This is a genomic window from Pseudomonas sp. S8, from assembly GCF_050473925.1.
In the GTDB taxonomy this organism is placed as follows: domain Bacteria; phylum Pseudomonadota; class Gammaproteobacteria; order Pseudomonadales; family Pseudomonadaceae; genus Aquipseudomonas; species Aquipseudomonas parakoreensis.
This window is the reverse complement of sequence record NZ_JBFDVZ010000016.1, coordinates 3,561,434-3,580,724: the sequence shown is the minus strand read 5'-3', so window position 1 is coordinate 3,580,724 and position 19,291 is coordinate 3,561,434. Positions and strand designations below refer to the sequence as shown.

18 protein-coding genes are annotated in these 19,291 nt (G+C 62.1%); 8 read left to right on the top strand and 10 right to left on the bottom strand.

The window, feature by feature from the left end; genetic code table 11:
• Positions 1-10 precede the first annotated feature (10 nt).
• The gene (locus AB1J88_RS17335; RefSeq protein WP_041068008.1) at positions 11-283 is read left to right on the top strand and encodes a DUF3613 domain-containing protein; all 273 of its coding nucleotides are present in this window, start codon (positions 11-13) and stop codon (positions 281-283) included.
• A 67-nt stretch (positions 284-350) separates the two neighbouring features.
• On the opposite strand, the gene AB1J88_RS17330 is transcribed toward AB1J88_RS17335, so the two are convergent.
• The 4 genes from AB1J88_RS17330 to AB1J88_RS17315 all read right to left on the bottom strand — a co-directional run bounded on the left by AB1J88_RS17330 (position 351) and on the right by AB1J88_RS17315 (position 6,271).
• Positions 351-2,021, bottom strand: a complete 1,671-nt coding sequence (locus AB1J88_RS17330) for a ShlB/FhaC/HecB family hemolysin secretion/activation protein (protein WP_222016727.1) — start codon at positions 2,019-2,021, stop codon at positions 351-353.
• A 134-nt stretch (positions 2,022-2,155) separates the two neighbouring features.
• The gene (locus AB1J88_RS17325) at positions 2,156-3,760 is read right to left on the bottom strand and encodes a collagen-like triple helix repeat-containing protein (RefSeq protein WP_430291563.1); all 1,605 of its coding nucleotides are present in this window, start codon (positions 3,758-3,760) and stop codon (positions 2,156-2,158) included.
• A 301-nt stretch (positions 3,761-4,061) separates the two neighbouring features.
• Entirely contained in the window at positions 4,062-4,916 is an 855-nt protein-coding gene (locus AB1J88_RS17320; protein ID WP_430291562.1) for a MaoC family dehydratase, read from the bottom strand.
• 2 nt (positions 4,917-4,918) lie between these two features.
• Complete coding sequence (locus tag AB1J88_RS17315; RefSeq protein WP_430291561.1) at positions 4,919-6,271, bottom strand: 3-oxoacyl-ACP reductase; 1,353 nt, start codon at positions 6,269-6,271, stop codon at positions 4,919-4,921.
• A gap of 327 nt (positions 6,272-6,598) precedes the next feature.
• Between AB1J88_RS17315 and AB1J88_RS17310 the strand changes: the two genes are divergently transcribed.
• The 3 genes from AB1J88_RS17310 (at position 6,599) to AB1J88_RS17300 (ending at position 10,434) form a co-directional block, all read left to right on the top strand.
• Entirely contained in the window at positions 6,599-7,876 is a 1,278-nt protein-coding gene (locus AB1J88_RS17310) for an acetyl-CoA C-acetyltransferase (protein WP_430291560.1), read from the top strand.
• A gap of 234 nt (positions 7,877-8,110) precedes the next feature.
• Positions 8,111-9,007, top strand: coding sequence for a PA4780 family RIO1-like protein kinase (locus AB1J88_RS17305; RefSeq protein WP_041067990.1), 897 nt, complete (start codon positions 8,111-8,113; stop codon positions 9,005-9,007).
• 182 nt (positions 9,008-9,189) lie between these two features.
• On the top strand, positions 9,190-10,434 hold the full coding sequence (locus AB1J88_RS17300) for an MFS transporter (RefSeq protein WP_430292696.1): 1,245 nt from the start codon (positions 9,190-9,192) through the stop codon (positions 10,432-10,434).
• Here the strand turns inward: AB1J88_RS17300 and cueR are convergent.
• From cueR to AB1J88_RS17285, 3 genes are all read right to left on the bottom strand, one after another.
• A complete protein-coding gene (gene cueR, locus AB1J88_RS17295; protein ID WP_007962968.1) occupies positions 10,388-10,801 on the bottom strand; it encodes a Cu(I)-responsive transcriptional regulator in 414 nt (137 codons plus the stop codon). The two genes, AB1J88_RS17300 and cueR, sit on opposite strands and share 47 nt — an antisense overlap.
• Entirely contained in the window at positions 10,798-13,191 is a 2,394-nt protein-coding gene (locus tag AB1J88_RS17290) for a heavy metal translocating P-type ATPase (RefSeq protein ID WP_430291559.1), read from the bottom strand. Before AB1J88_RS17290 ends, cueR begins: the two co-directional genes overlap by 4 nt.
• Before the next feature lie 163 nt (positions 13,192-13,354).
• Positions 13,355-13,738, bottom strand: a complete 384-nt coding sequence (locus AB1J88_RS17285; protein ID WP_430291558.1) for a hypothetical protein — start codon at positions 13,736-13,738, stop codon at positions 13,355-13,357.
• Positions 13,739-13,886: 148 nt separating this feature from the next.
• Here AB1J88_RS17285 and AB1J88_RS17280 point away from each other — a divergent pair, with 148 nt between their 5' ends.
• Entirely contained in the window at positions 13,887-14,087 is a 201-nt protein-coding gene (locus tag AB1J88_RS17280) for a heavy-metal-associated domain-containing protein (RefSeq protein ID WP_047291084.1), read from the top strand.
• Positions 14,088-14,301: 214 nt separating this feature from the next.
• Entirely contained in the window at positions 14,302-15,504 is a 1,203-nt protein-coding gene (locus tag AB1J88_RS17275; protein ID WP_041067973.1) for a multidrug effflux MFS transporter, read from the top strand.
• A gap of 3 nt (positions 15,505-15,507) precedes the next feature.
• Here the strand turns inward: AB1J88_RS17275 and AB1J88_RS17270 are convergent, their stop codons facing one another.
• The 3 genes from AB1J88_RS17270 to AB1J88_RS17260 all read right to left on the bottom strand — a co-directional run bounded on the left by AB1J88_RS17270 (position 15,508) and on the right by AB1J88_RS17260 (position 17,174).
• Positions 15,508-15,681: a hypothetical protein gene (locus tag AB1J88_RS17270; protein WP_169842458.1), complete on the bottom strand. Its 174-nt coding sequence runs from the start codon at positions 15,679-15,681 to the stop codon at positions 15,508-15,510.
• Between the two features lie 153 nt (positions 15,682-15,834).
• Positions 15,835-16,848 carry a zinc-binding alcohol dehydrogenase family protein gene (locus tag AB1J88_RS17265; RefSeq protein ID WP_047291086.1) on the bottom strand — a complete coding sequence of 338 codons (1,014 nt, stop codon included), beginning with the start codon at positions 16,846-16,848 and terminating at the stop codon, positions 15,835-15,837.
• A gap of 32 nt (positions 16,849-16,880) precedes the next feature.
• The gene (locus AB1J88_RS17260; protein ID WP_086794397.1) at positions 16,881-17,174 is read right to left on the bottom strand and encodes a putative quinol monooxygenase; all 294 of its coding nucleotides are present in this window, start codon (positions 17,172-17,174) and stop codon (positions 16,881-16,883) included.
• A gap of 118 nt (positions 17,175-17,292) precedes the next feature.
• On the opposite strand from AB1J88_RS17260, the gene AB1J88_RS17255 reads away from it, so the two are divergent.
• Both AB1J88_RS17255 and AB1J88_RS17250 read left to right on the top strand, forming a co-directional pair.
• Positions 17,293-18,222 (top strand): LysR family transcriptional regulator, encoded by a 930-nt coding sequence (locus tag AB1J88_RS17255; RefSeq protein WP_430291557.1) that lies wholly within the window; start codon positions 17,293-17,295, stop codon positions 18,220-18,222.
• Positions 18,223-18,538: 316 nt separating this feature from the next.
• Positions 18,539-19,270 (top strand): ArsR/SmtB family transcription factor, encoded by a 732-nt coding sequence (locus AB1J88_RS17250; RefSeq protein WP_430291556.1) that lies wholly within the window; start codon positions 18,539-18,541, stop codon positions 19,268-19,270.
• Positions 19,271-19,291 lie beyond the last annotated feature (21 nt).

The following is a 19,291-nucleotide window of genomic DNA, read 5'->3' as shown; positions in this document are numbered from 1 at the left end:
GGAGATCACCATGAACACCGTGCACCGCCTAAGCTGCCTGATACTGCTGAGCCTGCCGCTAGCAGCCCAGGCGATCGACGCCGGCCCGGCCTCGGCGCAGCAACAGGAAACCGAAGGCTGGCTGGTGTTGCAAAGCCGTAACCAGGCGGCCTCGACGAAACCGCAAACCGCCACGGCGGCCGAGCGGGAACAGGCGATGCAGCGCTGGCTGAAGAAGTACAAGTATGAGATCCCGGACTTCTACGACCCGGACGCGGGCGGCAAGATCGAGACCAAGAACTAGGTTGCTGGCGAGGCTAAATCCATTGCGTCATCGCCGCTAAAGCGGCGTTGACGCAATGGCTGAAGGTCTACAACTGATAGCTGAAACTGATGCTGTAGCGCGCCCGACGATTGAACGTATCCAGCGCCTCATCGGACATCGGCTTGGCGGCCTCCAATGCAATGTTGTAGTACTTGGCATCGCCAAAGCGCAGCCCCACTGCCGCCGATGACAGGTCGTTGCTCTGTACCGCGAGCTTGTTGAACCAGGTTTTCGAACGGTCCAGCACCACATACGGCTGCAGGATGCGCACCCAATTGCCGTCGCGGTTGAAGCTGTAGTTGACCTCGTAGGCCGCGCCCCAGCCTTTATCCCCCGACGCCTGATCGTCCGGGTAACCACGGCCGAAATTCTGCCCGCCGAACACGGCGCGTTCGCTGTCGGGCAAGGTGTCATCGCTCCAGTACAACGCGGCCGACAGCACGCCTTGCCAGTTGTCGAAGAACTTGTCGCTCTGCACGCCGGAGAGGCGCAGGCGCAGGAAGTTCAGGTCCAGTGCCGGGTTGTTGGAATGTGCGCCCATGCTGTCCAGCCCCTGATACAAGCCGCCACTGACAATCCGCAGTTGGCGGGCGTCGCTCTTGCGCCAGTCGCTTTCGAACGCGAGGGCGCGTACGTCAGTTCGCTCCTCGATGCTCAACGGGTAGCCAACCACCTTGTAGCGGTTGGTGCTATCGACCGCATACAGCCGCGCGCCGGCATTGAGCAGTTCGTTGGCCGCAGCGATGAACGGGTGACTGACACCGATTGAGTAACGGTCGTCTTCCTTGTGCGGCTTGAGTTCGAAGCCATCGCTGGTGAGCACATTGGTGCCCGGATCGGCCCGGTAGCGTGAGGCAAACAGGCTCAGTTGCGTGCCTTCGCTGTTGAGGAACTGGTTGTAGTCCAGTCGGTAGTAATGCTCGTGGTCATCCCCCGGCGGAAACAGCCCGCTGAGGGTCAATTGCTCGCCCATGGCGGTCTGCGAGTTGCTGCTCACTCCCAGCAACGCCTGGGTGCCGTTACGGTTGTCTTCTGTGGTGCTCAGGGTGCTCGTGAACGGTTTGCGACTGGCCTGTGCGACCAGGGTCGTGGCACCGTCAGTGGTGCCGGGCGGAGGCACTTGCGCCTGCACCGTCACGCCGGGAATGCGGGTCATCAACGTGGTATAGCGCTCGAAGGTCTTGCGGGTCAGCGGCCGTTCAGCCTGGATTTTCGCTGCCAGCTTGTCGAGCAGACCTTTGACCCGGCCGACGTCGCCCTGCATCTGGATGTCCCTGACGTAGCCTTCCACCAACACCACCCGCGCGACGCCGTCGTCGAATTTTTGTTGGGGCAAGAACGCGTAGGACAGCAGATAACCGTCCTGTTGGTAGCGGCGGGTAATGGTGCGAGTGGCTTCGATCAGGTCGGCGAGGCTGGTCGGGTGACCGATCAGGGGTTTGTAGATCTCGGCCAGTTCGCTGAGTGGATAGATCGTCCCGCCTTCAATCTGGACTGTCTTCAGGGTAATTCTGGTTTCCATCATCAGCGGCTGGGCACTGGCCGCGCCGGGTTCCGGTACTTGCACCGGAGTAGTGGCCGGGCGGTAGGCATCGGCCGGCAGGTTCGGCACGGGCAGGTTGCGGATGGTTTCGTTGCTGTTGAGAAAACTGGGCAGGGTGTCGGCGAGGGCGGCGGAACTGAGACTGAGGAACAGCAGGGATGCCATTACACGCATAGGACACTCCATGGTCAGATCACAGCACTGGGCTGAATTTTTCCTAAGAAAAAAGCGGAAGACTCGTGGGAATCTTCCGCCCTCAACCAAGCGTAGGCGCTGTAGGTGAGGCCGTCGAATCGGCCAGGTGCAATTTAGCGTTTGTTGCCTCCAAGAGTGCCGGTCAGGCCACCGAGTACACCGCCCAGGCCACCGGTTGCGGTACTACCCGTTGCGGTGCCGCCGGTACTGGTGCCACCGTTGAGCAGGCCACCGACCGCGCCGACGGTAGCGCCAACATTGCTGACCACACCACCGACGGCGGTCGTGACCGGGTTGTTTGTGGACGCGAGGGTGGCGCCAACCGTGCTGACTGCGCCGCCGACCTGACCGGTGAGACCTGCGACCGGTGCGCCCAGACCTGTGGCGGCGCCGACTTGTTGAGTGACGCTGGTGACCGCGCTGGTGACCGGGTTCAGCCCGGCACCGACGGTGGCGCCGACGGTGGCCAGTGGCGAGGTGGTGGCGGTGATCGGCGTGCCCGAGCCACCGAGTACGGTGTTGAGCGAGGCGATGGTATTGCCCACTGACGCCGTGGTGACGCCACCGGCACTCACCGCACCGTTGGTGTTGCCGGCGTTCAGACCAGCACCCACATTGACCACGGCCCCGCCTACGGTTTGCAGCAGGCCGGTACCGCCCAGGCCGCCACCGAGGCCGCCGCCCAAGCCACCACCGGAAGCGGTGCCATTGTCGACCAGCCCGCCGGCTTTGCCGACCGTGGTACCAACGTTGGTCAGGGCGCCGCCAACGGTGTTGGTCAGGGCATTGCCGCTGCCGGCACCGGTAACTTGACCGCCCAGGCCTTTGACTGCGCCACCGACCTGGCCGAGGACACCGTTGAGCGGAGCGCCGAGGCCGGTCGTGTCGCCGATTTTGTCGGTGGTGCTTTCCACCATCGCAATCACCGGTACCAGACCGTTGCCGACGCTCTTGGTCACTGAACCGAGTGGGCCTGTGGTGGTGGCCAGGCTCAATGTGTCGCCGAGCATGGTGACTTTCTCGCCGACGCCATCAAGCACTGGTGCCACTTTGGTCACCACGCCACCGACGACTGGAACGCTGCCGGTGGCGGTCGCCAGTTTGCCGCTCAGGTCCGAGACGCCGGTACCGACATCTGAAACCACCCCGCCGACCGAAGCCGCGGTGACGCCCAGGCCATTATCGACCGTGCCCAGTTTGCCGATACCGTTGGCCACGCCGTCACCCAAAGTGCTGACCACATTGCCAGCGGTGTTGGCTGCGCTTTGCACGACGCCACCGACCACTGGAACCGTGCTGAGCGAATCGCCGACCTGGCCGACGCCGTCGCCGACGCCTGCAACGGTATTGCCGACATCCTGCACCAGGGTGGTGGTCACCAACGGGGTGGTGGTCGGGTTGGTCGGGTTGGTTGGGTCCGTAGGGTCGGTCGGGTTGGTTGGGTTCGTCGGATTGGTCGGGTTGGTCGTGCCTGTACCGCCAGTGCCACCGGTACCGCCAGTGCCAGCGGTATCGGTGCCGCCAGTACCGCCAGTGCCGCCAGTGCTGCCGGAACCGCCGGTGCCACTGGTGCCGCCAGTGCCCGATGTCGCGCTGTCAGGCGAAGAGCTGCCGGAACTGCTGTGATGGCCGCCACCGCCGCTGCTGCAGCCCGCGAGGCCAAGGGAGAGGATCAATGCCAGAGCTGTTGCCGATTTGCACCACACTTGAGTTTTCATGATTGAGATTCCTTGCACCTGTAACAACATTCGTCGTTTTCGATGGCTCACCCGTCTGTCGCCGGTGATGCCTCGTCCGTGGTGTCAATCTCGATCGCGTCGCGGCTTGCCGCCATTCTCAAGTTGGTATTAACGCCTTTATATATAAGGCGCCGCGCAGTGCCTAAGGACTAATACCCAGGATATAAACGCGCAAAAAAAAGCCTTGAAAATCAAGGCTGGGAGTTTTCCAGGGCGCCGCGTGAAGGGCGGAAAAACTTAAGTGATATATACACAATTTACAGGCTTGCCGGGGGTGGAATCAGGCAACCGGTTGCCACTGACCAACCATATGCTCCAGATCGCCAGCACCGATCAGGCGTAATTCGCCACTCGACCCAGCCGCACTCGCCAGCAACGAAACCTCGCTGGGCAAACGCACCGGTTTGCGAAAGTGCACGACGATTTCCAGGTTGGCTTTTGGCAAGTGATCGGCCAGTGCCGCAAGGGTTCGCGCCTTGTTCCACAAGCCGTGAGCAATCGCCGTGGGAAAACCGAACAGCCTGGCACTGGCGGCGCTCAGGTGAATCGGGTTGTAATCGCCCGAGACCCTGGCGTACTGCCGACCGATATCGGCCGGCGCTTTCCACTGCGCCACCTGGGTCAGGGCCTGCGCAGGTTCCCACTGTTGTTCGACCGGTTCGCCGTCGAGTTTCACCCCGCGACAAAGCATCTGGCTTTCGGCTTCCCACAGCGGCCCGAGTTGATCATCGAGGGTGGTCAACACATCGAAGGTTGCCCCTTTGGGATGCGGCTGCAGGTTGTGCACGCGGACGCTGACTTGTGCGCGACTGATTCCGCCCATCGGCCGCCATACACGGATGCGGTTGCTCAGATGAATCAACCCCAGCAGCGGGAACGGAAAATCCTTCTGCGTGAGCAATTGCATTTGCAGGGCGAACGCGAGGATGTGTGGATAAGTCGGCGGCAGCAGGCCGTCATCGGCAAAGCCGCAGACCTTGCGATAGGCCGCCAGCTTCTGGCCGTCGACATCGATCCAGCAGCGCAAGCCGCTGTCGGGCAGTCGGGTGCCGGTGATCTTGCGTCGGGTCGCGGCCCGCGCATACAGGCCGGGCAGGCTCGGTTCGCGATCGAGGGTGTGCCATTCAATGCTCATGTCTACGCCCCCAGAACACTTTGTCCACAGACCCGCAGCGCCTGGCCGGTGAACGCGCCAGTGCCCGGTTGGGCAATCCACGCCACGGCTTCGGCGACATCTTGCGGTAAACCGCCCTGGCCCAACGAACTCATGCGTCGCCCGGCCTCGCGCAGGCCGAACGGAATGTGCGCGGTCATCTGGGTTTCAATGAAGCCCGGCGCCACGGCGTTGATGCTGATGCCGCGTTCGTGCAGCGTCGGCGCCCAAGCCTGGGCCAGGCCGATCAGGCCGGCCTTGCTCGCGGCGTAGTTGGTCTGTCCGCGATTGCCGGCGATACCGCTGATCGAGGCCAGCAGAATTACCCGCGCGTTGTCGTGCAAGCTGCCGCTGTCGAGCAGGGCCTTGGTCAGCACCTGCGGCGCATTGAGGTTGACCGCCAGCACCGCATCCCAGAATTCCGGGGTCATGTTGGCCAGGGTCTTGTCGCGGGTGATCCCGGCGTTGTGCACCAGAATGTCGAGGCCGTCCGGCAGTTGTTCGATCAGTTGCGCAGCGGCGTCTTCAGCGCAAATGTCGAGGGTGATGGCGCGGCCGCCGAGCCGCGCGGCGAGGGCTTCCAGATCGGTCTTGGCCGGCGGCACGTCGAGCAGAATCACCTCGGCGCCATCGCGGGCGAGGGTTTCGGCGATGGATGCGCCGATCCCGCGAGCTGCCCCGGTGACCAACGCCTTGCGTCCGGCCAATGGTCGCGTCCAGTCTGTGACTGGCGTGGCGCATGCGGTCAGGCGAATCACTTGCCCGGAGACAAAGGCACTTTTCGGCGACAGGAAAAATCGCAGCGGGCCTTCCAGTTGCTCTTCGGCGCCCTCACCGACATAAATCAGTTGCAGCGTACCGCCGCTGCGCAACTCCTTGGCCAGCGAGCGCGAGAAACCTTCAAGTGCCCGTTGTGCGCTGGAGGCAAAGGGATCGCGCAGGGTTTCCGGAGCGCGGCCGAGAATCACCAGGTGCGCACTGTGGTCGAGGTTTTTCATCAGCGGCTGGAAGAATTCGCGCAGCTGTTTGAGCTGGTCGGTGTGCTGCAGGTCGCTCGCGTCGAACACTACGGCCTTGAGCTTCGGCCCGTGCCCGGGAATCCACGCGGTGGCCAGCGACGGTTCGGTGCCGTAGCTGTAGATCGCATCGGTCAGGCGGTTGGCGAATGCATTGACCCGCTCGGCCAGCGGCCCGCCGCCGATCAGCAGCGCACCGTCCACCGGCCGCAGACGCCCGGCCTGCCAGCGTTCCAGCCGCACCGGCGACGGCAGGCCCAACGCCCCGACCAGACGATGGCCGATGGATGAGTTGGCGAAGTCGATATAGCGGTCAGACATGGAACGCTCTCCAAAAGTTGGGGTTCAAAGTGTGGACTACCAACGGCAATCAATCGTTCGATCCACGCAATAAGGCCTACGCTAGAACAGCAGAGTAGTTGGCCGCCGATGGTTGTGTGGCCAAACACAAATTCAGAAACAACGTTGAACCTTGTAGGAGTGACCCGTGGCGAGGGGATTCATCCCCGATCGGCTGCGAAGCAGTCGCAATGTATAGCGATTGCAATGAGGGGCCGCTGCGCGACCCATCGGGGATGAATCCCCTCACCACAGGTCACTCCTGCAAAGGATTCAGGTGAATTCGACCATTTGGAAAAGGAGCTTTTCATGAGTCAACTGCGCCGCGTCGCCATCATCGGTGGTAACCGTATTCCTTTCGCCCGCTCCAACGGGCCGTACGCCACCGCCAGCAATCAGGTGATGCTCACTGCCGCCCTGGAAGGCCTGATCGAACGCTACAACCTGCACGGCCAGCGCATTGGCGAAGTGGTGGCCGGTGCGGTGCTTAAATTGTCACGGGATATGAATCTGACTCGCGAATGTGTGCTCGGCTCGCGGCTGTCACCGGCCACCCCGGCCTATGACATCCAGCAAGCCTGCGGCACCGGGCTGGAAGCGGCGCTGCTGGTGGCGAACAAAATCGCCCTCGGCCAGATCGATTGCGGCATCGCTGGCGGCGTCGATACCACGTCGGACGCGCCGATCAGCGTCAGCGAAGGCTTGCGCAAAATCCTCTTGCAGGCCAACCGCGCGAAGACCACCGGCGACAAACTGAAAACCTTGCTGCAACTGCGCCCACGGCACTTGATTCCGGAATTTCCGCGTAATGGCGAGCCACGCACCGGCCTGTCGATGGGCCAGCACTGCGAACTGATGGCGCAGACCTGGAACATTCCTCGTGAAGAGCAGGATCAACTGGCCCTCGAAAGCCATCACAAACTCGCCGCATCCTACAGCGAAGGCTGGCACAACGACCTGATGACGCCGTTTCTCGGCCTGACCCGCGACAACAACCTGCGCCCGGACCTGACCCTGGAAAAACTCGCCACGCTCAAACCGGCCTTCGAAAAAAGCGCGAAGGGGACGCTGACGGCGGGCAACTCCACGCCGCTCACCGACGGTGCCTCGGTGGTGCTGCTGGGCAGTGAAGAATGGGCGAAAGAGCGTGGTTTGCCGATCCTTGCCTATCTGCGTGACGGTGAGGCGGCGGCGGTGGATTTCGTCAACGGCGTCGAAGGGCTGTTAATGGCGCCGGTGTATGCGGTGCCGCGTCTGCTGGCGCGCAATGGCCTGACCTTGCAGGACTTCGACTACTACGAAATTCACGAAGCATTCGCCGCGCAGGTGCTGTGCACGCTCAAGGCCTGGGAAGACCCCGAATACTGCAAGGCCCGTCTTGGACTGGATGCGCCGCTCGGTTCGATCGATCGCAGCCGCTTGAATGTCAAAGGCAGCTCGCTGGCGGCGGGGCATCCGTTTGCCGCGACGGGCGGGCGGATTGTCGCCAATCTGGCGAAATTGCTGGATGCGGCGGGCAAAGGTAGAGGACTGATCTCGATCTGCGCTGCCGGGGGCCAGGGTGTCACCGCAATCATCGAGCGCTGAGCGCAATTCCCCCGGGGAAATGCAGGCGATGTCAGATTCTGTCGCAAATGCCCTCGACGCCCGATCACTACAAGTCCGGTGGGCTCGGCTATGATCGGCAGCGGTCGATTATTTCGGCACAGTGTGTGCATCCACAGGGTTCACAGGTCGGCAACCCCTCCCCGTAGCGCGAGGATTGCCGTATAACGAGTGACATTCGCGTGTTTGGTAATAAAGGACCCACAATAAAAGCTGATGAAGACTCCAAAACGCATTGAACCCCTGATCGAAGACGGTCTGGTCGACGAAGTGCTGCGCCCACTCATGAGTGGTAAAGAAGCAGCTGTTTATGTGGTGCGCTGCGGTAACCAGTTACGTTGCGCGAAGGTCTACAAGGAGGCGAACAAACGCAGTTTCCGCCAGGCAGCCGAGTATCAGGAAGGGCGCAAGGTGCGTAACAGCCGGCAGGCGCGGGCGATGGCCAAGGGTTCGAAATTCGGTCGCAAGGAGACCGAAGACGCCTGGCAGAATGCCGAAGTCGCGGCGCTGTTCCGCTTGGCCGGAGCTGGCGTGCGAGTGCCCAAGCCGTATGATTTTCTCGATGGCGTGCTGCTGATGGAACTGGTGGCCGACGAATACGGTGATGCCGCGCCGCGTCTGAACGACGTGGTGCTGGAGCCGGATCAGGCCCGCGAATATCACGCGTTCCTGATCTCGCAGATCGTGCTGATGTTGTGTACCGGTCTGGTGCACGGTGACCTCTCGGAGTTCAACGTGCTGCTGACCCCGACAGGTCCTGTGATCATCGACCTGCCGCAGGCAGTGGATGCCGCCGGTAACAACCACGCGTTCAGCATGCTGGAGCGTGATGTGGGCAACATGGCTTCGTACTTCGGGCGCTTTGCCCCGGAGCTGAAGAAAACCCGTTACGCGAAAGAAATGTGGGCGTTGTACGAAGCCGGCACCTTGCACCCGAACAGTGTGCTGACCGGCGAGTTCGACGATCCTGAGGACCTGGCCGACGTTGGCGGAGTGTTGCGCGAGATCGAAGCGGCGCGTCTGGATGAAGAGCGCAAGCAGGCGATCCGTGCCGCCGACGATGCGCCCAAAGGCAAGTCCGACGAACCACCGCCGCCACCGTGGATGCAGTAAGCGCTTGAACAGAAACCCGGCTTCGGCCGGGTTTTTTTGTGCCCGCATGTTCCTTCACCACCTCACTGTGGGAGCTGGCTTGCCAGCGATAGTGGAGGTTCAGCTGAAAAATTTTATCGGATGTACCGGCCTCTTCGCTGGCAAGCCAGCTCCCACAGGGGCCGGTGGTGTCTATGGACTTTATGTGGGAATCTTGTCAGCCCTCGCACACTCAAGGATTGAATGTGAACGCCTGCCTCATCATCAGCGCCCGGCTGATCTCCGACTTCGGCGCTTTCCTCAACATGGTCGCGCTGGCGACTTACGTTTACCTGCTGAGCAACAGCGCCATGAGCGTCGGGGTGTTTCTCGCCAGTCGTGTCGGCGGGGGGATTTTTGCCAGCCTGATTGGCACTCGCTTTTACCGGCGCTGGAGCGGCCGGATGCCGTTGATTGCCTTCGATCTGCTGCGCGCGGTGTTGCTGGGTCTGCTGTTGATCCTGCCGGGGAGCCAGCAGGCGTTGCTGTTGCCGGTGATTGCCTTCGGTTTGGGCTTTGGCAACTCGATGTTCGCCATCGGCCTCAACAGTCAATTGCCGAGGCTGATCGAAGCCGCGCAGCTACTGAAAACCAATGCCTGGATCACCTCGGCTTCATCGGCGGCAATGGTCGGTGGCAGCCTGGTGTCCGGCTTGCTGGTGGCGGCATTCGGTTTCGAAACGGTGTTTGCGCTAAACGCATTGACCTATGTGCTGGCGGCGCTGTTGATTGCGCCGTTGCGCTTCGCCGCTGCAGACGTCTGCGAACAATCGACCAACGAACGCAGCGAATGGTCAGCCCTGAAACAAGGCCTGCGCAGCGCTCCGGTGATTGCGGCGATGCTCGCCGTGACCATGGCCGACACCTTGGGCAGTGCCGCGCACAACGTCGGCTTCCCGATCATCTCCAAACTGCTGACACCCGATTCGGCCAGCACCACGCTCGGCCTGATGCTGGCGGTGTGGGCCAGCGGCAAACTGCTGGGTGCGCGGATTGCCAGTCGCCTCAAAGGCACGGATAACCGTGATCTGGAGCGACGGTATTTCTTCGGCGTGGCGTTGATGTCCTGCGGTTTTATCCTGATGTTCCAGCAGCACAGCCTTCTCGGGCTGCTGCTGTTTTCCCTGCCGGCGGGGTTGGGTGACGGCATTTCCGAGGTCGGCCTGATGTCGCGCCTGCAACGCGAACCGGAGCATTTGCGCTTGCCGGTTTTCAGCTTCCTGACCTTGCTGCAAATGACCGGGTTCGGTGTCGGCATGTTGATCGCCGCGCCGTTCTACGGCTGGTGGACGCCGGGTGCCGTGGTGCTGCTGTTCCACGGCATCCCGCTTGGTACGTTGTTGACCGTTAAGCTGTTGGCGCTCAGGCGCGGGCGGGTTGCGCGCAGCAGCCTGACGCCAGTTCCTTGAGGATCGGGCAGTCGGGGCGATGGTCGCCATTACAGTGCTCGACCAGGTCCTGCAGGGTGTCGCGCAACTCGCCGAGTTCGCGGATCTTCTGGTTCAGCTCGTCAATATGCTGCCGTGCCAGGGCTTTCACATCGGCGCTGGCGCGCTGGCGATCCTGCCACAGGGTCAGCAGCTTGCCGACTTCTTCCAGAGAAAATCCCAGGTCCCGCGAACGCTTGATGAACGCCAGCGTGTGCAGGTCATCATCGCTGTAGACCCGGTAGCCGCTGTCGGTGCGATGGGCAGCCTTGAGCAGGCCGATCGACTCGTAATAGCGGATCATCTTTGCGCTCAGGCCACTGTGCCGGGCCGCTTGGCCGATGTTCATCGGTGCTCCTCCAGATCCTTCGGTTTCCAGGTTTTCAACAGTAGCGCATTGCTCACCACGCTGACGCTCGACAGTGCCATTGCCGCGCCGGCCAGCACCGGGTTGAGAAAACCGAACGCCGCCAGCGGAATGCCGATCAGGTTGTAGACGAAGGCCCAGAACAGATTCTGGCGGATCTTCGCGTAGGTCTTGCGGCTGATCTCCAGCGCGGCGGGCACCAGTCGTGGATCGCCGCGCATCAAAGTAATGCCGGCCGCGTGCATGGCCACGTCGGTGCCGCCGCCCATGGCGATACCGATGTCGGCAGCGGCCAGTGCGGGGGCGTCGTTGATGCCGTCGCCGACCATTGCCACCACGCCGGTTTTCTTCAGTTCGGCGACGGTGGCGGCTTTGTCGGCGGGCAGCACTTCGGCGTGCACGTTCTCGATGCCCAACGCCTCGGCGACGACTTTCGCGCTGCCGCGGTTGTCGCCGGTCAGCAGATGGCTGTGGATACCCCGGGCGGCCAGTTGTTGCACCGCTTGCAGTGCGCCGGCCTTGAGTGTGTCACCGAACGCGAACAACCCGAGCACCCGTGGCTGCGGGCTTTGTTCGATCAGCCACGACAGGGTCCGGCCTTCCTCTTCCCAGGCCCGGGCGGACCCGGCGAGATCACCCGCGTTGAGGCCGTTTTCCTCCAGCAAGCGCTGGTTGCCCAGCGCCAGGCGCCGCCCGTCAAGATGGCCGGCGATGCCGCGCCCGGTCAGGGACTGGCTGTCGCTGACATCGGGCACGCTCAGCCCGCGCTCGGCGGCCGCGTCCAGCACGGCTTTGGCCAGCGGATGCTCGCTGCCGCGCTGCAGGGCGCCGGCCAGTGTCAGCAGGGTATTTTCATCGCTATCCACCGCACTGAAATGGGCGATGCGCGGCGTACCGGACGTCAGCGTGCCGGTCTTGTCGAAGACCACGTTGTCGACCTCATGGGCTCGCTCCAGCGCTTCGGCGTCCTTGATCAGAATGCCGTGACGCGCAGCCACACCGGTGCCGGCCATGATCGCCGTCGGCGTGGCGAGGCCGAGGGCACACGGACAAGCGATCACCAGCACGGCGACAGCGTTGATCAACGCGGTTTCCATAGGTGCGCCGTACAGCCACCAGCCAATCAACGTGACGAGGGCAATCAGCAACACAGTGGGCACGAACACCTGGCTGACTTTATCCACCAGTTTCTGGATCGGCGCTTTCGCTGCCTGGGCGTCTTCCACCAGCCGAATGATCCGCGCCAGCACACTTTCCGCACCAAGGGCGGTGGTGCGTACCAGCAGGCGACCTTCGCCGTTGATCGCACCGCCGGTGACCTGGTCGCCCGGCTGTTTTGGCACTGGCAGGCTCTCGCCGCTGATCAGCGCTTCGTCAGCGTGGCTCTGGCCTTCCAGCACTTCACCGTCCACCGGGAAGCGTTCACCGGGTTTGACCAGCACCTGATCATTAAGGCGCAGGGCGCTGATTGCGACGTCTTGCTCGCGACCGTCGATGACTTGAATCGCCCGTTCCGGGCGCAAGGCTTCGAGGGCACGGATGGCGCTGGCGGTCTGGCGCTTGGCGCGGCTTTCCAGATATTTGCCGAGCAGCACCAGGGCGATCACCACGGCTGAGGCTTCGAAATACAGATGCGGCATGCGCCCGGCGGCGGTGGCCCATTCGTACAGGCTCAGGCCATAACCGGCGCTGGTGCCGAGGGCGACCAGCAAGTCCATGTTGCCGGCGCCGGCGCGCACGGCTTTCCACGCGGCCACATAAAATCGCGCGCCGAAAATGAATTGCACCGGCGTGGCAAGGGCAAATTGCGCCCAGGCCGGGAGCATCCAGTGAATGCCGAATGGTTGCAGCAGCATCGGCAGCACCAGCGGCAAGGCCAGAACGATGGCGCAGATCAGCGCCCAGCGTTCATGTTGCAGGCGCTGTTGCTGGTTATCCGCTGCGGGATGTTCGGCTTGCCAGACGCTGGCCGAGTAACCGGCCTTGCTCACGGCGTCGAGCAGCAATTGCGGATCGATCTGACCGAGCAATTCGAGGTGGGCGCGTTCGTTGGCGAGGTTGACGCTGACGCTCCTCACCCCGGGGACTTTGTTCAGGGCGCGCTCGACGCGACCGACGCACGAGGCGCAGGTCATGCCGTCGATGCTCAGTTCCAAGGTTTGTTGGGGGACGCTGTAACCGGCGCGTTCAACCGCCTCCATCAACGCCGGCAAGCTGTTACCGGGTGCCAGGACGCGGGCCTGTTCGGTGGCGAGATTGACGCTGACGCCACTGGCGCCGCTGACGTTGCGCAACGCCCGCTCGACACGCCCGGCGCAACTGGCGCAGGTCATGCCGGCAATCGGCAGATCGAAAGTGATGGAATCGGACATCGGTCTTACTCCCTGTAGAAGATGTCTACAAGGATCAACCTTGCCACGCGGGCAAGGTCAAGCGCCAATCTGAAAAGCAAAAGATCGCAGCCTTCGGCAGCTCCTACAGGTGGATTGCATTCCAATGCAGGAGCTGCCGAAGGCTGCGATCTTTTTCGTTGACTCAATATTCGAGGGCGGCAGGTCGCAGGTACAGCCCTTTGGCGTTGGCCGCGATCCGGTACTTGAGCACATCGCCGGCCTTCAGCGAGATCTGCTGCGCGGGCGGCGCGAGCATGCCTGCCTGGCACCCCGGCATCTGGCCAGGCAATTGTTTCAGACGAATGGACAGCGTGCCGTGGGGCAGGTTGAAGGAAGTCGTCTGTTCCTGCAGCAGACGCCCAGCGAGTTGATCATTGACGTACACGCCAATCTCACAGGAAGTCGGCACTTCCAGGCGCTCGCGCGAGATGATCAGAACCGCATAGTCCTCGCCGGTCGCATTGGCCTGAGGCAGGGCGGCAAAGAGGCTGAGCAAGCCAAACAGGCTGAAAGCTGACCAGCGCATGGCTGAATCTCCTGAATTTGAGTCATTGATGCACGCAGCTTGGCTGAGCGCAGCGCCGATTGCCAGCCCGGCAGTTTTACGCAGAACTTGACCTTGCCATGGTGGCAAGCTCGACACTGCCGGCAACCTCACTCAAAGGAGTCCCTCCATGCAAGTGTTCAGCGTTCAAGGCATGTCCTGCGGCCACTGTGTCAAAGCCATCACCAACGCCGTGCAGGCGAAAGATCCGGCAGCCAGCGTGCGGGTCGATCTGGCAGCCAAAGAAGTCGGCGTCGAAAGCTCGCTCAGCCCCGAGCAGGTGATCGAGGTCATCAGCGAAGAGGGTTACCCGGTAAAACTCGCCGGATGATCAAAAGCCAAAAGATCGCAGCCTTCGGCAGCTCCTACAGGAAACGCATTCAATGTAGGAGCTGCCGAAGGCTGCGATCTTTTGATCTTTGCAGGCAAACTCCACAGTGAAGTTCGTCTGACTTTTTAATAGTTAGCGAGCTATCGGAATGTTCAAGGTGTCTTTGCGCGGCTAGACTGTCGGGCTGCCGACTCCAATCCAACCTGGATGCCTGATGAACTTCCGTACCATTCTGATTCTCGGTGCCTTGAGCGCCTTCGGTCCGCTGGCGATCGACTTCTATCTGCCGGCGTTCCCGTCAATGGCGCTGGCCTTTGGCACCGATGAAAAGCACGTCCAGCTGACACTGGCAGCGTATTTCGCCGGTCTGTCGATCGGGCAGTTGTTGTATGGCCCGGTGGCCGACCGGTTTGGTCGGCGCCTGCCGCTGCTGGTCGGTGTCGGCCTGTTCACGCTGGCCTCGTTGGCCTGCGCCTATGCGCCGAATCTGCAATGGCTGATCGGGGCCCGCTTCGTCCAGGCCTTGGGCGGCTGCGCGGGGATGGTGATTTCCCGGGCGGTGGTCAGCGACAAATGCGATGCCGTCGGATCGGCGAAAGTCTTCTCGCAGTTGATGCTGGTGATGGGTTTGGCGCCAATCCTCGCACCATTGCTCGGCGGTCTGCTGGTCAACACCACGGGCTGGCAGTCGATCTTCCTCGTGCTGACTGGCTTTAGTGCACTGGCCGGCCTCGCTGTGGCGCTGGGGTTACCGGAAAGCCTGCCGGCCTACGTGCCGCGCCAGCCGCTGTCCGGTGCGTTGCGTCAATACGGCCGGTTGTTCGGTGACCGGGTGTTTCTCGGCCACGCACTGACCGGCGGTATCGCGGTCGCCGGGATGTTTTCCTACATCGCCGGTTCACCATTTGTCTTCATCAAACTGTACGGCGTACCCGCCGAGCATTTCGGCTGGCTGTTCGGCACCAATGCAGCGGGTTTCATTCTGGTGGCTCAGGTCAACGCGCGGCTGTTGGCCAAGCGCGGTCCGTCCTTCCTGCTGGCGCGAGCGGTGTGGGTATACCTGTTGGCCGGCGTTTCGCTGCTCGCGGTCAGCGCGATGCACACCGAAGCATTGTGGCCGCTGTTGATTCCGTTGTTCGTGTGCATTGCCAGCCTCGGCTGCATCCTGCCCAATGCTGCGGCATGCGCGATGAACGGCCAGGGCGCGCGCGCCGGGAGTGCCTCGGCGCTGATGGGCTGCCTGCAATTCAGCGTGGCCTCCGGCGCGGCCTCGCTGGTGGGTGTCCTGCACGATGGCAGCGCCATGCCGATGGCCATGGTCATCAGCCTGTGCGGACTGCTGGTGGTGAGCATTGCGATGTACACCCGGCGTTTGCAGAATGCTCGGGCACTGGCGCAAGCACAGGCCGAAGCCTGAACCTCAGCCGACGGCGCGTTGTTGTCCGGGCTGGGGAATCTGATGGGGCGCGTGCAGGCGCGCTTCGAGGGTGCGGGTGAAGGCGAGAGCCTCGGCTTCACTGCGAAAGGTCACGGCGTGCTGGTCCAGACGAACCTGCCATTGAGACTTTGCCACTTCTTTTATCAGGATCTTCATTGCTGACCTCCCTTGTGTAAAAGATGCATCGCAGAGGGTTCGAGTGTAGACCTGAATACGATCGCATTTGTGACAACGATCAAGCATCTGACTGACGGCAAAAAACAGCGCCGGCCCTTAAAAGGACTGGCGCTGATGACGACGTTCGGGTTTTCAGAAACTTTCTAAAACAATTTTGCCCTTGGCTTTGCCGCTTTCCAGCAACTCGTGCGCGCGTCGCAGGTTCGCCGCATTGATCGTGCCGAAATGCTCGCCCACCGTAGTTTTCAAAGTCCCCGCATCAATCAGCTCGGCCACGCGGTTGAGCAGTTTGTGCTGCTCGATCATGTCCGGGGTTTCGAATAGCGAGCGGGTGTACATGAATTCCCAGTGCAGCGACAGGCTCTTGCGCTTGAGTTTGCTCACGTCCAGTGACTTAGGATCGTCGATCAGCGCCAGTTTGCCTTGCGGCGCCAAGGCCTCGACCAGTTGATCGAGGTGCAGATCGGTCTGGGTCAGGCTGGCGACGTGGGTCACGTGATCGATGCCGGCGCGCTTTAGCTCTTCGCTCAACGGCTGGCTGTGATCGATCACCAGATCGGCGCCCAACTCAGTCACCCAGTCGCGAGTCTGTGCACGGGACGCAGTGCCGATCACCTTCAGGCCGGTCAACTGGCGGGCCAGTTGGGTGAGGATCGAACCGACACCGCCAGCGGCGCCGACGATCAGCAGGCTTTGACCTTCATCGGTCTTGCCCTCACGGATCTGCAGGCGTTCGAACAGCAATTCCCACGCGGTGATCGCGGTCAGCGGCAGGGCAGCGGCTTCGGCGAAACCCAGGGACTTGGGCATGTGGCCGACAATCCGCTCATCCACCACGTGCAGTTCGCTGTTGCCACCGGCACGGGCGATGGAGCCGGCGTAGAACACCTTGTCGCCGGCCTTGAACAGCGTCACTTCACTGCCGACGGCTTTGACCACGCCGGCGACGTCCCAGCCCAGCACTTTTGCCGCGCCGTTTTCCGGCGCCACGTTCTGCCGCACCTTGGTGTCGACCGGGTTGACCGAGATGGCTTTGACTTCCACCAGCAGGTCGCGCGGGCCTGCGACCGGCTCCGGCAGTTCGATGTCTTGCAGGGATTTTTCGTCGCTGATCGGCAGGGAAGCGTAATAGGCGATGGCTTTCATGATTTGCTCCGTAGCGGTAATAGAAGAAGGGCTCAGGCGATGCTGCCCAGGCGTTTCAATTGGAAGTGTTCGATACAGTGGCCGGCTGTGGCCTGGAAATTCTGGAAGTGCGCGCTGGCGTTGTGCGCCTGGAGGATTTCTTCGCTGGCCCAGTGTTCGATCACATAGAAAGTCAGCGGGTCGGCGAGGTCGCGGTGCAGGTCGTACTGGCCGCAGCCTTCCTCGGCGCGGCTCGGCTCAACCAGTGCGCGCAGAGCGTTTTCGAGGGTGTCCTGCTGACCGGGTTTGGCGATCAGGGTGGCGATGGCGGTGAATGCTTGGGACATGTGCGGCTCCAGTCGCGGGATAAATTTGCTTGAACCCATCATTGGCTATTTCTCGGCGCGATAAAACCGGCTAAAAGAGCAGTCTCTTTCAATATTTTTTTGATAATCGAGGCTGAGAATGCTGCGTTTCGACGATTTGCAGTTGTTCGTTCGCGCTGCGGACCTGGGCAGTCTGTCGGCAGCCGCGCGGGTGATGGACATGTCTGCCGCGGTGGCCAGCGCCGCGCTCAAGCGTATCGAACAGCAACTGGGCGTGCGCTTGCTGGCGCGTTCGACCCGCAGCCTGCGCCTGACCGCCGAGGGCGAAGGCTTTCTCGAATATGCCCGGGCCGCGCTCGGTTCGCTGGACGAGGGCCGGCGCTTTCTCTCCAGCGCGCAGGATCAGGTCAGCGGCATCCTGCAGTTATCGGCGCCTTCGGATTTCGGGCGTAACCTGCTGTTGCCGTGGCTCGACGAGTTTCAGCGCGAGCACCCGAAGCTGACCGTGCGCCTGTTGCTCGGTGACCGTATCGCCGACCTGTTCCGCCAGCCAGTGGACATCGCCCTGCGCTATGGCGAACCGGAAGATTCGAGCCTGGTGGCCCTGCCCATCGCCCCGGACAATCGCCGCGTGCTCTGCGCCTCGCCGGCCTACCTGGCTCGCCACGGCGAGCCGCGTCAGCTCGAACAATTGGCGCAGCACAATTGCCTGCTGTACATGCTCGGCAGCCGCGTGCATGACCATTGGAGTTTTCATGACGGCAAGCGCGAAGTCGGTCTGACGGTCAGTGGTGATCGCTTCAGTGATGACGCCGACGTCGTACGGTTGTGGGCGTTGGCGGGGGCGGGCATTGCTTATAAATCGTGGCTCGATGTCGGCACCGATGTCCTCGCCGGACGCCTCAAAGTGTTGCTGCCGGAGCTTCTCTGCGAGCGTGCTCCGCTGAATCTGTTGTGCGCCCATCGCGCGCAATTGAGTAAGCCGGTAAACCTTTTAAGGGAAATGCTCGCCAGCCGATGCGTCGAATTGAGTAGTCAATTTCCCAATTTCCCGAAACTTGATCATTAGTCGCAGGCAATTAGCGAAATTTCACTCAGGAACTATCACCATTCGCGTCAGCTACGGCGCAGGAAGCAGCGTGCATCCCGCTTATACTAGCGACCGCCTCAAACCTGCACCGACAACTGGCCAGGGCAGAATCAGGCCGGTTTTTCCAGGGCCGTGCCTGCGCCATACAAACGCTGTGAACACGCCATCAACGGGTGTGGCAGCGCTGACCTGGCTTGCACCGGCTCATGGCGTTTTACCCGTCTTGGCCGACGACACATTACTGGTCAAGATGTCTTCGAGCAGTAGACGATACGATTCAACAGGGAGTGAATACATGGAACATGCACCTTGCATCAGCCAGATCGCCACGCTGCTGGCCGACCCCAAGCGCAGCGCGATGATGTGGGCGTTGATGGATGGCTCGGCCCGCCAGACCGAGGAGCTGGCGCTGCTGGCAGGGCTGTCGCCGTCGTCGGCCAGTGCGCATCTGGGGCGTTTGTCCGCGGGTGGCCTGTTGAAAGTCGAGGTCCGTGGACGCAAGCGCTTCTTCCGCCTGGCGGCTCCGGAAATCGCAGCCGCCATTGAAGCCCTGGCCAGTGCCACGATTGCCAGTGCGCCGCGGGACGTCCCTCACGTATTCAAACGCTCGACGCCGATCAACAATCCACGAACCGCACCGTCCTCGCTGCTGCGTGCGCGCTTTTGCGATGATCATTTGGGTGGCACGCTGGCCGCCGATCTGTACCAGCGTTTGCTTGATGCCGGTTGGATCGAACAGGTCGAGCAGCGGGTCGTGGTGACGCTCAAAGGCTCGACGCAGCTGGCGAATCGCGGGGTTTTCATTCAGGCCCTGGCCCATCGCAAGGCCCAGGTGGCGTGTGCCTGTCCGGACTGGAGCGAACGCCGTCCGCATCTGGGCGGTTCACTGGGCGCCGCGTTGCTGCAATTGTTCATGCAGTCCGGCTGGCTGGTGCTGCCCAAGGATTCTCGCGCATTGCAAGTCACGCCGGCCGGACAGCGGGAAATCCACTGTTTCGCCAAGGAAGTCGAGCTGGAACTGGCGTAATAGAGCATTCGCCGATCAATA

Bases quoted from the DNA above. Each gene is read 5' to 3' on its own strand.
- AB1J88_RS17250 (WP_430291556.1), top strand. From the start codon at position 18,539: ATGGAACATGCACCTTGCATCAGCCAGATCGCCACGCTGCTGGCCGAC.
- cueR (WP_007962968.1), bottom strand. From the start codon at position 10,801: ATGAACATCGGCCAAGCGGCCCGGCACAGTGGCCTGAGCGCAAAGATG.
- AB1J88_RS17330 (WP_222016727.1), bottom strand. From the start codon at position 2,021: ATGCGTGTAATGGCATCCCTGCTGTTCCTCAGTCTCAGTTCCGCCGCC.
- AB1J88_RS17260 (WP_086794397.1), bottom strand. From the start codon at position 17,174: ATGTCCCAAGCATTCACCGCCATCGCCACCCTGATCGCCAAACCCGGT.
- AB1J88_RS17270 (WP_169842458.1), bottom strand. From the start codon at position 15,681: ATGAAGATCCTGATAAAAGAAGTGGCAAAGTCTCAATGGCAGGTTCGT.
- AB1J88_RS17255 (WP_430291557.1), top strand. From the start codon at position 17,293: ATGCTGCGTTTCGACGATTTGCAGTTGTTCGTTCGCGCTGCGGACCTG.
- AB1J88_RS17275 (WP_041067973.1), top strand. From the start codon at position 14,302: ATGAACTTCCGTACCATTCTGATTCTCGGTGCCTTGAGCGCCTTCGGT.
- AB1J88_RS17335 (WP_041068008.1), top strand. From the start codon at position 11: ATGAACACCGTGCACCGCCTAAGCTGCCTGATACTGCTGAGCCTGCCG.
- AB1J88_RS17265 (WP_047291086.1), bottom strand. From the start codon at position 16,848: ATGAAAGCCATCGCCTATTACGCTTCCCTGCCGATCAGCGACGAAAAA.
- AB1J88_RS17305 (WP_041067990.1), top strand. From the start codon at position 8,111: ATGAAGACTCCAAAACGCATTGAACCCCTGATCGAAGACGGTCTGGTC.
- AB1J88_RS17325 (WP_430291563.1), bottom strand. From the start codon at position 3,760: ATGAAAACTCAAGTGTGGTGCAAATCGGCAACAGCTCTGGCATTGATC.
- AB1J88_RS17315 (WP_430291561.1), bottom strand. From the start codon at position 6,271: ATGTCTGACCGCTATATCGACTTCGCCAACTCATCCATCGGCCATCGT.
- AB1J88_RS17300 (WP_430292696.1), top strand. From the start codon at position 9,190: ATGTGGGAATCTTGTCAGCCCTCGCACACTCAAGGATTGAATGTGAAC.
- AB1J88_RS17280 (WP_047291084.1), top strand. From the start codon at position 13,887: ATGCAAGTGTTCAGCGTTCAAGGCATGTCCTGCGGCCACTGTGTCAAA.
- AB1J88_RS17290 (WP_430291559.1), bottom strand. From the start codon at position 13,191: ATGTCCGATTCCATCACTTTCGATCTGCCGATTGCCGGCATGACCTGC.
- AB1J88_RS17310 (WP_430291560.1), top strand. From the start codon at position 6,599: ATGAGTCAACTGCGCCGCGTCGCCATCATCGGTGGTAACCGTATTCCT.
- AB1J88_RS17320 (WP_430291562.1), bottom strand. From the start codon at position 4,916: ATGAGCATTGAATGGCACACCCTCGATCGCGAACCGAGCCTGCCCGGC.
- AB1J88_RS17285 (WP_430291558.1), bottom strand. From the start codon at position 13,738: ATGCGCTGGTCAGCTTTCAGCCTGTTTGGCTTGCTCAGCCTCTTTGCC.